The organism is Nocardioides sp., from assembly GCF_016462705.1.
Lineage (GTDB): Bacteria > Actinomycetota > Actinomycetes > Propionibacteriales > Nocardioidaceae > Nocardioides.
In genome coordinates, this window is sequence record NZ_JAEMSS010000136.1 from 1 (window position 1) to 11,782 (window position 11,782).

Genomic DNA, 11,782 nt, shown 5'->3' on the forward strand with positions numbered 1-11,782 from the left:
ACCTCGATGTTCTTGATCAGCTTGGCGAACATCTTGCCGCGCTTGGCGTCGACGATGGCCTTCTTGTGCTTCGTGGTCGCCCACTTGGAGTGGCCAGACATGCGTCTCTCTCAACCTCACGTAAGTCCCGCGCCGGACAGGAACAGCGCGTGGATCCGGGAATCGCCACCCACCTCCGGGTGGAACGACGTAGCCATCAGCGGTCCTTGACGGACCGCGACGATCCTACCGGCGGCCGGCCCGGCCTCCACCTGGGCGAGCACGTCGACACCCTCGCCCACGTGTTCGACCCAGGGAGCCCTGATGAAGACCGCGTGGACCGGGCCGTCGACCCCGGCCACCTGCAGGTCCTCCTCGAAGGAGTCCACCTGGCGCCCGAACGCGTTGCGGCGCACCGTGATGTCGAGCCCCCCGACGGTCTCCTGCCCGACCGCGCCGTCCTCGACCCGGTCCGCGAGCAGGATCATGCCCGCGCAGGTGCCGAGCACCGGGAGCCCTGCCGCCACCCGGGCGCGCAGCGGCTCGAGCAGCTCGAACGTGCGGGCCAGCTTGGCCATGGTCGTCGACTCCCCGCCCGGGAGCACCAGGGCGTGGACCGCGGCGAGCTCGGCGGGACGGCGTACGGCGGCGGCGTCGACACCCAGGCGAGCCAGCGCCGCCAGGTGCTCGCGCACGTCGCCCTGCAGGGCGAGTACGCCGACCCGGGGTGCTCTGCTCACCGCCCGATCGTAGGGACCGCCTCGACGCTCAGCGCGGGGTGTCTCCGGGCCCGGGGGGTCGAGGGGCCCGGCGCGCCTGGACCCGGAGCGCCACACCGGCGGCCGCGACGAGCAGGACGGGCGCCAGCCAGAGCTGGGCACCGGCGGCGTCGAGGAGAGACGGAGGCCCGGCGTCCTCGGATCGGGCGCCCCTGATCCTCAGCGCCAGCCGCACGTCGTGGCTGTCGATCGTGGCCCCGACGGGCCCCGTCCCGGCGAAGGTCGCGGTCACCGTGAGGGGCAGCGTCGAGTCGGCCGCCAACCCCTCGATCCTCACCTTGCGCGGGTCCATCTCCGCGGAGAACGGCACCGCCGGCTCCCGACCCACCTGGGTGGCGAGCGCGAGGCCGCCGTCGAGCACCACCTGGTCGGTGGAGCGACAGTCGACCGTGACGTCCGCGTCGACGGGCGCCGGGCCGCTGTTCCGCACGTAGACGATCGCGCTGCGGGTCTCTCCCGGGAGCCAGGGCTGCTCCGAGGCGAACAGGTCGCCGTCGACCGCCTCGGTCCAGTGCTCGCCGTCGAGGCTGAGCCTGATGGCGTCCGCGGACTCGTCCTCGAACAGGGAGAGCACGGCGAACAGGGTCAGCGGGGCGACGACGAGGAGCATGAGGCCGACCAGGCCGAGGCCGCGATAGGACCGGCCCATGGCAGACACTCCCCCTCCCCAGCCGGTGCGCCCCCCTGACGGTGCCGCGCTGTCACCCATGGGAACGGTGGAGACGGTGCCGAGACACGCGACTTCCCACGAAAATGGCCGAACGGGGGGCCGTTCCTGACCGGTCGGACAGGAAATGGTCCGAACGGGCCATGCCCACTACCGGGGATGCCTATGCCGGACCCTGGGGCCGTGCCAGGTCGTACCCGGTCTGGACCAGGTCGAGGCGCGGGCCCCACGGGTCGGCCAGCGCGATCGGCCCGTCCGGGCCGAAGGACAGGATCCGGCCGGTGCCGGCGAGTGGCCATCCCCCCGGCTCGCCGTCGGTGGCGAAGTCCACCCACAGGTCGGCCACCTGGTCGGCCAGCGCCCCGGCGTTCGCGACAGGGGTGCCCTGGCGCTCGGTGTCGTCGAAGACGAACGCGAGCTCCGCGGTGTGCGGCGCCCCGCCGTCGGCGGCGAGCACCGGGTCCGGCGCGACGGCGAACCGGTAGAGGTACGTCGGTGCGTCGTCGGAGTGCGTCCGCGCGAGGTGACGTGCCGGTTCGGTGAACAGCAGGTCGGAGCCGAGGTGGAGGTCGCGCTGCTCGTCGCCGCCGTAGGCTGCCGTGACCTCGGGAGCCAGCCCGGTCCGCAGGGAGCCCCACACCTTCCCCGCCTCGGGTCCGAGCTGCTCCACCGGTGCGCGGGGGACCTCGCTGTCGGTGCTGCCCACGACGTAGGGGACGTCGGCCTCGTCGCCGGCCGCGAAGGTCGCCGAGACCGAGCGCGGAAGCACGTCGTCGGCGATGGGCGCCAGTCCTCCGAGGATGCCCGTCGACACCTGCATGACCGCCTCGGCGTCGAGGGCCCGCAGGTCTGCCGCCGTCGCCTCGGCCCCGACCAGCGGCCGCACGGCCTGCTCCCCCAGCGCCACAGCCGTGTCCCAGCCGAGCGCACCCTCGCGACCGAACCCGGACTGCGAGATCGCCTTGGCGAACAGCCCCTCGGCGGACGGGGCGGCCATCAGCGCGTTGACCGAGATGCCACCCGCGGACTCACCGAAGATGGTGACGTTGGACGGGTCCCCGCCGAACGCCTCGATGTTGTCCTGCACCCACCGCAGCGCGGCGATCTGGTCGAGCAGGGCGAAGTTGCCCACCCTGGTCCCGTCCGTCTGGAGGGCCGGGTGGGCCAGGAACCCGAGCGCACCGAGCCGGTAGTTGAGGGTGACCAGGACGACGCCGCGCCGGACCAGCTCGGGGCTGTTGAAGAGAGCCCGGCTGCCCGAGCCGAGCGCGAACCCGCCGCCGTGGATCCACACCATGACCGGCATGCCGGAGCCGGCGTCAGCCGGCCGGTGGACGTTGAGGTGGAGGCAGTCCTCACTGCCCCGGGCCGCCTCGCGGAGCGCGTCGGACATGGTCGAGGCGGGCCCCTGCGGACAGACCGGCCCGTACTCCGCTGCGTCGCGGACCCCGTCCCACGGGCCGGGGGGCTCGGGCGCGCGCCAGCGCAGGTCCCCGACCGGCGGAGCGGCGTAGGGGATCCCGCGCCAGCTCGTCACCCCGTCGAGCTCGACCCCCCGGACCGCGCCGGACGAGGTCTGCACGACCGCGCCAGCCGGGTCGGTCGGACCGGTGCCGGACCGACACCCGGCGAGAGCGACGGCGGCCAGGGCGAGGAGCAGGGCCCCCACACGCCCCGGGCCGCCGCGGCCCACTACCAGCCGCGCTCGGCCAGCCGGTGCGGCTGCGGGATGTCCTCGACGTTGATGCCGACCATCGCCTCGCCGAGCCCCCGGGAGACCTTGGCCACGACGTCCGGGTCGTCGTGGAACGTCGTGGCCTTGACGATCGCCTCCGCGCGCTGGGCCGGGTTGCCGGACTTGAAGATGCCGGACCCGACGAAGACGCCCTCCGCACCGAGCTGCATCATCATCGCGGCGTCGGCCGGGGTGGCGATGCCGCCCGCGGTGAACAGCACGACGGGGAGCTTGCCGCGCCGGGCGACCTCGGCGACCAGGTCGTGCGGCGCCTGCAGCTCCTTGGCCGCGACGTAGAGCTCGTCTTCCTCCATGGAGGTCAGCCGGCGGATCTCGGCACGGATGGTGCGCATGTGGGTGACCGCGTTGGAGACGTCGCCGGTGCCGGCCTCGCCCTTGGACCGGATCATCGCCGCGCCCTCGGTGATCCGGCGCAACGCCTCGCCCAGGTTGGTCGCGCCGCACACGAACGGGACCGTGAAGGCCCACTTGTCGATGTGGTTGGCGTAGTCGGCCGGGGTCAGCACCTCGGACTCGTCGACGTAGTCGACGCCCAGGCTCTGCAGGACCTGCGCCTCGGCGAAGTGCCCGATCCGGGCCTTGGCCATCACCGGGATCGACACCGCCTCGATGATCGAGTCGATCATGTCCGGGTCGCTCATCCGGCTCACGCCACCCTGCGCGCGGATGTCCGCGGGCACCCGCTCGAGCGCCATGACGGCGACCGCGCCGGCGTCCTCGGCGATCTTGGCCTGCTCCGCGGTGACCACGTCCATGATGACGCCGCCCTTGAGCATCTCGGCCATGCCGCGCTTGACCTTGGTGGTGCCGGTGACGATCTCTTCAGAGGACTGCTCGGACATGCCCCGAGTCTAGTTCTGTGGCGGGATCTGGGCCGATTCGGCGACCGCCTGGCGACGCACCTTGAGGATCCGCTGGACGACGGTGATCGTGCTGAGCACCGCGATCAGCCACAGCGCGACCTCGTAGAGCACCGGTACGCCGAGCAGGTCGCCGAAGAACGCCGGCACCAGCAGCCCGACCAGACGGTCCGGCCGCTCGGCGAGACCGGTCTTGGCGTCGTAGCCGAGCTGCTCACCCTTGGCCCGGGCGTAGGACACGACGCCGCCCATCACCAGGCAGACCAGGGTGACCGCGAGGTAGACCTCGTCCTCGGTCTGCCACGCGAAGAACAGGGCCATTCCGCCGAACAGCGCCGCGTCCGCCACCCGGTCGAGGGTGGAGTCGAGGAACGCGCCGAAGCTGCTGGCCCGGCCCAGCTTGCGCGCCATCGCCCCGTCGACCAGGTCGCTGAAGATGAACGCCGTGATCACGAGCACGCCCTGCCAGAGCATCCCCTGCGGGAAGAACACCAGCGCCCCTGCCGAGACGCCGACCGTCCCGACGACCGTGATGGCGTCCGGGCTGATGCCGAGCCTGATGAACAGGTTGACGAAGGGCGCGAGCATGACGCCCTGCCAGAAGGCCTTGAATCTGTCCAACATCGTGGCGGCAGGCTATCGGTCGCCGGGTCGGTGCCGGGCCAGGGCGTACCGTCACAGCACGGAGCCACTCAGGCTTCCGACCAGAGGATCCCCATGAGCGACAAGTCGCCGCGACAGAGCAAGACCGCCAAGACCGGGAAGTCCATCAAGGAGAAGCGCGCCGAGAAGCGTGAAGCGGCCTCCAAGAACGGCGCCAGCCCGATGAACAACCTCACCAGCAAGAAGCGCTGAGACCCAGCTCAGCTCCAGGCCTCGGCCAGCAGCGCCCGGGTGTCCACGAGGAGCTCGGGCAGGGTCTTGGTGCGCCCGATGATCGGCATGAAGTTCTGGTCGCCCAGCCAGCGCGGCACGACGTGCTGGTGCAGGTGCGCCGCGATGCCGGCGCCGGCGATGTGGCCCTGGTTCATGCCGATGTTGAAACCGTCGGCTCCGGAGACCGCACGGACCACGCGCATCGCCTGCCGGGTCAGGCCCGCGATCTCCGCCGCCTCCTCGTCCGTCGTCTCGGTGTAGTCGGCGATGTGCCGGTAGGGGCACACCATCAGGTGGCCCGGCGCGTAGGGGTAGAGGTTGAGGACGGCGTACGCCAGGTCCCCGCGGCGGACCACCAGGCCCTCCTCGTCACCCAGCTTCGGGATCCGGCAGAAGGGGCACTCCCCCGAGGTGCCGTCGGCAGGCTTGTTCTCACCGCGGATGTAGGCCATCCGGTGCGGGGTCCACAGCCGCTCCAGCTCGTCGGGGCCGCCCACGCCGTCCTGCCGGGTGGTCTCGTCACTCATCGCGCCCAGCCTAGGGCTCCGGCCCCGGCCGATTCCCTAGGGTGAACGGCATGGCGGTCCCGACCCTGCGCCCGGCCACCGCCGCCGACATGTCCAGGGTGGCCGAGATCTGGCACGAGGCATGGCACGTGGCTCATCCGGGGCACGTCCCGGACGGTCTCACCGCGGCCCGCACGCTGGCCGCGTTCCGGGACCGGACGCCGGCCCGGGTGGCCGACACCACCGTCGCCGAGGTCGACGGGGCGGTCGTCGGGTTCACGATGACCGCCGACGACGAGGTCGAGCAGGTGTTCGTCGACCCCGCGCACCACGGCACCGGGGTCGCCGGACCGCTCCTCGAGGAGGCCGAGCGCCGCGTGCGGGCCGCCGGTTTCGCCGAGGCCTGGCTGGCCGTGGTGGTCGGCAACGCCCGGGCCCGGCGCTTCTACGAGCGGCGCGGCTGGGTCGACGCGGGAGACCTGCCCTACGTCGTGAGCGCGGGCGGCGCGACGTACACCTCGCCCTGCCGGCGCTACGTCAAGCGGCTCTGAACCAGGGCGGTCAGCCGGCCGCGATCCTGGACAGCGCCGTGCGCGCGAGCTCGACGACGTCCGTGGTGGTCATCGTGGCCACCTGCGCCCTGAGTGCCTCGAGCTCGTCGGCGGCGACCACCGTCTCCACCGGGACGAAGCTGCGGCCGCTGTGCCGGGCGATCTCCTGGTCGACGGCGGCAGCGTCAGGGGTGGCGTCGGCGCGGAGCAGGAGCAGCGCCGCCTCCCGGGGGTAGCCCTGGTCGACGAGCAGGGTCGCCGCGTTGCGCGCGGTGGTCCAGAGCTGTGGTCCGTGGCCACTGGTGCGCCAGGCGTCGAGCAGGCGGCTGTAGGCGGCGGCGGCCGTGGCGCGGTCACCGATCCGCCCCTGCAGGGTGGCCCGCGCCACCTCGGCCACGCCGGCCACGAACGTGGCGCCGACGCTGCGGGCCTCCTCGACGGCCGCGGTGTAGCGAGCGAGCGCCAGGTCGGCGCTGTCGGCGGCGGCCAGCTCGCCCTCGACGTACGTCACGAAGGCCCGGTTGCTCCCGATCGGGTGCACCTGGACGTGCGTGCGGGCCTCGGCCAGGATCGTCTCCGCTCCCGCTCGGTCGCCGCCGTACGCCGCGGCCAGCGCCGCACTGGCCAGGAGTCCGGCGGCCGAGGGCCCCACGGACCGGGCGCTGCGCTGCCAGTCGCGGGCGGCCGCGGCGAAGTCCCCCCGGTAGTGCGCGACGGCGGCCAGTGCGGACCAGCACCGTGCCGTCGAGGTGCCCGTCGCCCGCCCCATCTCCAGCCCTCGGGTCGCCAGCGCGACGGCACGCTCGTAGTCGCCGGCCTGCCGGGCCGCCTCCGCACCGGCACCCAGGAGCTCCACCTCGCGTGGGTGACCGGCGATCTCGGGTGAGGTCGCGAGCTCCAGGCACCACGACCAGATCTCGCGGAGGTCTCGCCAGAGCGCGGGCTCGTCGACCGCGAGGGTGATCTCCACCCGTTCGTCCAGCAGCCCGCGACTGCGCGCCAGGTCCCGGGCGGCGCGGAGGTTGTCGAGCTCCGCGCGGAGTCGGCGGTCGGCCAGCGCCTCGGCCGTGGAGTAGAGACCTGCGCCGATCTCCTCCGCCGCCCGGACCGCCCAGCGGAGGAACCGGTCCTCCGCGTCGGCGCTCTCCCCGAGGGCCTCGACCTCCTCGATCAGGAAGGCCCGGACCGTGAACAGCAGCCGGTACCTGGCCCTGCCGGGGTCGACGTCGAGCAGCGACGCGTCCACGAGACCGTGCAGCAGCCGCATCGGGTCGTACCCCGGGGCGACCTCGTCGGCGAGCTCCTCGACGGTCACCAGGTCGACGCCACCCGGGTAGGCAGCGACGGCCCGCAGCAGCATCTGCTGCGCCGAGGTCAGCCGGTCGTAGGACCACCGGATCGTGAGCCGCAGCGTGCGCTGCCGGTCGTCCTCGTGCCCCTCCCCCACGGTGGCCAGGTCGAGGGACCTGCTCAGGCGGTCCCGGACAGCGACCAGGGGCAGCATCGCGACCTGGCCGGCCACCAGCTCGATGGCCAGCGGCAGTCCGTCGAGGTGCTGCAGGATCTCCACGAGCGGCGCCGCGTCGATCGCCGTCAGCTCGAAGCCCCGGTCCCGGCGTCTGGCGTGCTCGAGGAACGCCTGCACGCTGGGCTGCCGCTCGAGCGCGGCCAGGTCGCCCGCGTCGCGCGGGGTGGGCAGCGGCTGGAGCCGGATCACGTACTCGCTCGCGGCGTGCAGCGTCACGCGCGAGGTCACCAGCACACGCACCGCGGGCGCGTGCCGGTCGATGGCGTCGACCAGGTCCCGGCAGGCCTCGGCCACGTGCTCGGCGTTGTCGAGCAGCAGCAGCAGCGGCGTGTCGGCCAGCGCGGTGGCGACCTCGACGGGCGTCGACGGTTCGGCGGCGATGAGCCGGAGACCGATGGTCGTGGCCACGGCCTGGACGAGCCGGGTGGCGTCCTCGACGGCGGCGAGGTCGACGACGACGACGTCGACGTCGTGTGCCTCGGCGAGTCCGGCGGCGACCTCGAACGCGAGCCGGGTCTTGCCGACGCCGCCCGGCCCGGTGACCGTCACCACCCGGTGGCCGGCGAGCAACCTCAGCACCTCGTCGTAGTCGTGCTCGCGTCCGACCAGCGGCCCGGAGGGACGCGCGACGGTCCGACGCGCCGGACCGGCCTCCGGCTCGTGCGGGGCCAGGCCGCCCGCGGCGATCTCCTGCTCCAGCCGGGCCAGGGCGGGACCGGGATCCAGACCGGTCTCCTCGGCGAGGAGGCGGCGGTACGACGACCCGGCCGTCATCGCCTCGGCGGCCCGCCCTTCACCGGCCAGGGCCCGCATCAGCAGCAGGACGCTGCGCTCGCGCAGCGGGTCGGCCGCCACCGCGGCGCTCGCGTCCGCGACCGCGGAGCCGTCCCCGACCTCGATCCGGGCTCGCACCAGCTCGTCGTGGAGGCGCAGTCGCAGCTCGTCGAGGGCCACGGCCTCCACGTCCAGCTCGGGGTGGCCGCGGAACTCCTCGAGGGCCGGCCCGCGCCACAGGTCCAGAGCCTCGCGGGCGTCCGCCAGCACCTGCTCGGGCGGCAGGTCGGCGAGCCGGTCGGCCGCGGCCCTCACCACGGTCGCGTCGAGCTCGTCGTCGGTGAGCTCGAGGACGTAGCCGGCACCCCGCCGGGTGAGCCGACCCCCGGCCGGACCCAGATCGGCGCGCAGGCGCGAGACGTGGTTGTAGAGCGCCTGCGCGGCGTCGTCGGGCGGGTCGTCGGGCCAGAGCGCGTCGACGAGGCGCTCCACCCCGACCACCCGGCCCCGGGCCAGCGCCAGCGTGGCCAGGAGCGTGCGTCGGCGGACGCCCGGGACCTTGACGTCGGCGTCGTCCACCCTCAGTGCGAGAGGCCCGAGGACGCCCACCCACACGGCCGACGGCCGCGGCTCGGACTCCATGCGCCCTGAGCCTAGGTCGAGCCTCAGCGCGCCGCGACCGTCGCCGGGTCGGCGAACGCCTCGACCGCGACCCACGCCGAGAACCGTGGCAGGCCGACCGCCTCGATCAAGCCCGCGGTCTGGGACGCCTGCAGCTCGAGGGCGGTCACCTTGCGGCGCAGCGACGCGGGGTCCAGGTCCAGCCGCAGGGCGAGCTCGTCCGGCTCCACGAGCCGCGGCTGGCCGAGCTCGTAGACGCCGAAGTCCTCGTCGAGCTGGGGGTCGACCCGGTCCTGCTCGGTGGCGACCGCGTGCAGCAGCCGAGGGCGGGCCGCCGTACGGCCGAGGGCCAGGTCGACCCACCGGCTCACGGCCTGGTGGTCAGGGTGCCCGGTGAACCCGTCCGGCCCGAAGGTCAGGACCGTGTCCGGGCGTACGTCGTCGAGCAGGTCGGCCAGGCAGCGCACGGCCGGCTCGGGGTCCGCGTCCGCGCAGCGACCGTCCTCGTAGCCGAGCCAGTGGTGCTCGGTGACGCCGAGCACCTGGAGGGCGTCCTCGAGCTCCGCCGTGCGCAGCCGCGCGGTGGCAGTCCGGCCGGCGGGGCTCGGATCCGGGCCGCCCGCCTCGCCGCGGGTCGCGGTCACGGAGACGACGCGGAGGCCGAGGTCCACGAGGGCCGCCACGGTCCCCCCGCTCAGGTAGGTCTCGTCGTCCGGGTGGGCCCAGACGACGACGGTGCCGCCCAGCCAGGAGAGGTCGGTCGCGCTCATGACTGCATCGTGCCGCCCGCCGCTGTCACCCGGCTGTCACGAGGTCCGGCCCGACGCGTGCTCCACGACAGCGTCCTGCCAGCCCGTCGGCCCAGCGTGTGACCGAAGGCGGGTCACCAGGGCCCGTTCGGACGAGAGGAACCATCCATGAGCACCACCACCCACGACCCGGTGACGACCCAGGACGAGAACGTCGACCAGGACGGCGCAGCGGCGGCGATCGACGAGACCAAGGTCGAGGAGTTCGCCGGGAAGGTCGTGACCGACCTGGGCATCGGCCACCACACGCTTCTCTCCTACCTCGGCTACCGGCTCGGGCTGTGGCGGGGCCTCGCGGCGCACCCCGGGAGCACCAGCGCGCAGCTGGCGCAGCGTCTCGGCTACACGGAGCGCTACGTGCGGGAGTGGCTGGCCGCCCAGGCCGCCGCCGGCTACATCTCCTACGACCCCGACACCCAGGCGTTCACCCTCCCCCCGGAGCACGCGCTCGTCCTCGCCGACGAGGACGGACCGGCGTTCATGGCCTCCGGCTTCGAGGTCCTCGCCTCGGTCTGGCCCACCGTCGACGAGCTGGCACACGGCTACGCCAGCGGCGAGGGCCTGGGCTGGCACCAGCACGACTCGCGGCTGTTCGTCGGCTTCGAGCGCTTCTTCCGCCCCACGTTCCGCAACGTCCTGGTCCCCGAGTGGCTGGCGGCGGAGCCGGAGCTGGTCGCGCGGCTGGAGTCGGGGATCCGGGTCCTCGACGTCGGCTGTGGCCTGGGCACCGCGACCATCGCGATGGCCGAGGCGTTCCCCGCCTCGACGTTCGTCGGGGTCGACCTCCACGAGGAGTCCGTGCGCCGCGCGGCCGTCGCCGCCCGGGGCGCCGGCGTGGCCGACCGGGTGACCTTCGAGGTCGCGGAGGCGCAGGCCTACGAGGGCACCTACGACCTCATCTGCATGTTCGACACCCTGCACGACCTCGGTGACCCGGTCGGCGCGCTGGCCTACGCCAAGGCGCACCTGGCCGAGGACGGGTGGTTCTTCGCCGTGGAGCCGAACGCCGGCGACCGGCTGGAGGACAACCTCAACCCGCTCGGCCTCGTCTGGTACGCCTCCGGGCACAACCTGTGCGTGCCCAACGCGATGTCGCAGGGCGGCGACGCGCTGGGCAACCAGGCCGGTCCCCGGCGGACCCTGCAGGCGTTCGCCGACGGCGGGTTCCCCGGGGCCAGGAAGGTGGCCGAGTCCGCCTTCAACATGGTGATCACCGCCCGCGGCTGAGTCACGAGCCGGGATCGGGGTCAGCCGCGGGCGAACCAGCGCCCGAGGTCGGCCTCGATCCCGGGGCAGGTGATGTTCTTGTCGCGGGCGTCCTGGACCCACTGCCCCAGCACCGCCTCGCCGCCCTGGATGGACCAGTCGCCTCCGCACCGGTCGAGGGCCTCGGCCTGGGAGGTCTGGCCGGCCGCCCGCCACTCCGGCACCCCGAACGCCAGGTCGCCCACGAGCGACTCCCAGATGTAGGGCGTGGAGTAGACGCCGACCCGGTAGCCCGCGTCGAGGTAGCCCTGGGCGGCACCGACGACCACCTGGGCGTTGGCGGCCTTGTCGGCGCTCCACTCGTAGAACGGCACCTGCTCGACGTCGAGCCAGACCAGCGGCGACTCGAGCCCCGCCGCCTCCATCGACGCCACGTTGAACTGCGCCTGCGCGTACCCGGCCTCCTGCAGCCCGCCGTACTCGGCCTGGGCGGCTTCGTCGGGCCAGCTGATGACGGAGTACGCCGCCATCAGCAGGCCGCGCTGCTTCACCCACGCGACCTGGTCGGCCAGGCACGGGTTGGCGTGGAACCCCGGCCCGTTGGTGAGTCCCACGACGACGTACTCGGCCTCGGCGGTGGGCATCGGCTGACCCGAGGTCTCCTTGTGCTCGATCCCCATCCCCGGCGGGCACTGGGGCCAGCTGATGTCGGCCCCCAGGACCGGCCCGTCCCGGGGCGGCACCGCGTCCTCCTGTGCGTTGAGAGCGGCGGCCTGCTCCTGCGCCGCCGCGGCCAGCTGGACGAGCTCCTCCTGGCGCTGGAGCTCCGCCTGGTCCACCGGCGGTGCCGTGGGGAGCGCGGTCGGCGAC

Annotated in this window: 12 protein-coding genes and 1 pseudogene; 3 read left to right on the forward strand and 10 right to left on the reverse strand. The window is 73.6% G+C overall.

Features of this window, described 5'->3' with window-relative positions; translation table 11 throughout:
* The 6 genes and pseudogenes from JHD21_RS15930 to pgsA form a co-directional block, all read right to left on the reverse strand.
* A pseudogene (locus tag JHD21_RS15930) lies at positions 1–101 on the reverse strand (YebC/PmpR family DNA-binding transcriptional regulator); the annotation flags it as partial.
* Positions 102–116: 15 nt separating this feature from the next.
* Positions 117–719: a pyridoxal 5'-phosphate synthase glutaminase subunit PdxT gene (gene pdxT / locus JHD21_RS15935; RefSeq protein ID WP_292677200.1), complete on the reverse strand. Its 603-nt coding sequence runs from the start codon at positions 717–719 to the stop codon at positions 117–119.
* A gap of 28 nt (positions 720–747) precedes the next feature.
* Positions 748–1,407 (reverse strand): hypothetical protein, encoded by a 660-nt coding sequence (locus JHD21_RS15940; RefSeq protein WP_292677202.1) that lies wholly within the window; start codon positions 1,405–1,407, stop codon positions 748–750.
* Positions 1,408–1,588: 181 nt separating this feature from the next.
* A complete protein-coding gene (locus JHD21_RS15945; RefSeq protein WP_292677203.1) occupies positions 1,589–3,094 on the reverse strand; it encodes a carboxylesterase family protein in 1,506 nt (501 codons plus the stop codon).
* A gap of 23 nt (positions 3,095–3,117) precedes the next feature.
* Positions 3,118–4,023 (reverse strand): pyridoxal 5'-phosphate synthase lyase subunit PdxS, encoded by a 906-nt coding sequence (pdxS, locus tag JHD21_RS15950; protein WP_292677205.1) that lies wholly within the window; start codon positions 4,021–4,023, stop codon positions 3,118–3,120.
* Positions 4,024–4,032: 9 nt separating this feature from the next.
* Positions 4,033–4,665: a phosphatidylinositol phosphate synthase gene (gene pgsA / locus JHD21_RS15955; protein ID WP_292677207.1), complete on the reverse strand. Its 633-nt coding sequence runs from the start codon at positions 4,663–4,665 to the stop codon at positions 4,033–4,035.
* Positions 4,666–4,758: 93 nt separating this feature from the next.
* On the opposite strand from pgsA, the gene JHD21_RS15960 reads away from it, so the two are divergent.
* Positions 4,759–4,896: a hypothetical protein gene (locus tag JHD21_RS15960; RefSeq protein ID WP_292677209.1), complete on the forward strand. Its 138-nt coding sequence runs from the start codon at positions 4,759–4,761 to the stop codon at positions 4,894–4,896.
* An 8-nt stretch (positions 4,897–4,904) separates the two neighbouring features.
* On the opposite strand, the gene JHD21_RS15965 is transcribed toward JHD21_RS15960, so the two are convergent.
* Positions 4,905–5,444, reverse strand: coding sequence for an HIT domain-containing protein (locus tag JHD21_RS15965; RefSeq protein WP_292677211.1), 540 nt, complete (start codon positions 5,442–5,444; stop codon positions 4,905–4,907).
* A gap of 50 nt (positions 5,445–5,494) precedes the next feature.
* Here JHD21_RS15965 and JHD21_RS15970 point away from each other — a divergent pair, with 50 nt between their 5' ends.
* Positions 5,495–5,974, forward strand: a complete 480-nt coding sequence (locus JHD21_RS15970) for a GNAT family N-acetyltransferase (protein ID WP_292677213.1) — start codon at positions 5,495–5,497, stop codon at positions 5,972–5,974.
* A gap of 10 nt (positions 5,975–5,984) precedes the next feature.
* Here the strand turns inward: JHD21_RS15970 and JHD21_RS15975 are convergent, their stop codons facing one another.
* Together JHD21_RS15975 and JHD21_RS15980 are read right to left on the reverse strand one after the other, a co-directional pair.
* Positions 5,985–8,918 (reverse strand): BTAD domain-containing putative transcriptional regulator, encoded by a 2,934-nt coding sequence (locus JHD21_RS15975; protein WP_292677215.1) that lies wholly within the window; start codon positions 8,916–8,918, stop codon positions 5,985–5,987.
* A gap of 23 nt (positions 8,919–8,941) precedes the next feature.
* Positions 8,942–9,667, reverse strand: coding sequence for a PIG-L family deacetylase (locus tag JHD21_RS15980; protein WP_292677217.1), 726 nt, complete (start codon positions 9,665–9,667; stop codon positions 8,942–8,944).
* Positions 9,668–9,814: 147 nt separating this feature from the next.
* Between JHD21_RS15980 and JHD21_RS15985 the strand changes: the two genes are divergently transcribed.
* Positions 9,815–10,933, forward strand: a complete 1,119-nt coding sequence (locus JHD21_RS15985; RefSeq protein WP_292677220.1) for a class I SAM-dependent methyltransferase — start codon at positions 9,815–9,817, stop codon at positions 10,931–10,933.
* A 20-nt stretch (positions 10,934–10,953) separates the two neighbouring features.
* Here JHD21_RS15985 and JHD21_RS15990 read toward each other — a convergent pair.
* Positions 10,954–11,782 (reverse strand): hypothetical protein (locus JHD21_RS15990; protein ID WP_292677222.1); only part of this gene is annotated, 829 nt, incomplete at its 5' end.

Coding starts and splice junctions, on each gene's coding strand:
- JHD21_RS15960 (WP_292677209.1), top strand. CDS start 4,759: ATGAGCGACAAGTCGCCGCGACAGAGCAAGACCGCCAAGACCGGGAAG.
- JHD21_RS15985 (WP_292677220.1), top strand. CDS start 9,815: ATGAGCACCACCACCCACGACCCGGTGACGACCCAGGACGAGAACGTC.
- pgsA (WP_292677207.1), bottom strand. CDS start 4,665: ATGTTGGACAGATTCAAGGCCTTCTGGCAGGGCGTCATGCTCGCGCCC.
- JHD21_RS15965 (WP_292677211.1), bottom strand. CDS start 5,444: ATGAGTGACGAGACCACCCGGCAGGACGGCGTGGGCGGCCCCGACGAG.
- JHD21_RS15970 (WP_292677213.1), top strand. CDS start 5,495: ATGGCGGTCCCGACCCTGCGCCCGGCCACCGCCGCCGACATGTCCAGG.
- pdxS (WP_292677205.1), bottom strand. CDS start 4,023: ATGTCCGAGCAGTCCTCTGAAGAGATCGTCACCGGCACCACCAAGGTC.
- JHD21_RS15975 (WP_292677215.1), bottom strand. CDS start 8,918: ATGGAGTCCGAGCCGCGGCCGTCGGCCGTGTGGGTGGGCGTCCTCGGG.
- JHD21_RS15940 (WP_292677202.1), bottom strand. CDS start 1,407: ATGGGCCGGTCCTATCGCGGCCTCGGCCTGGTCGGCCTCATGCTCCTC.
- JHD21_RS15980 (WP_292677217.1), bottom strand. CDS start 9,667: ATGAGCGCGACCGACCTCTCCTGGCTGGGCGGCACCGTCGTCGTCTGG.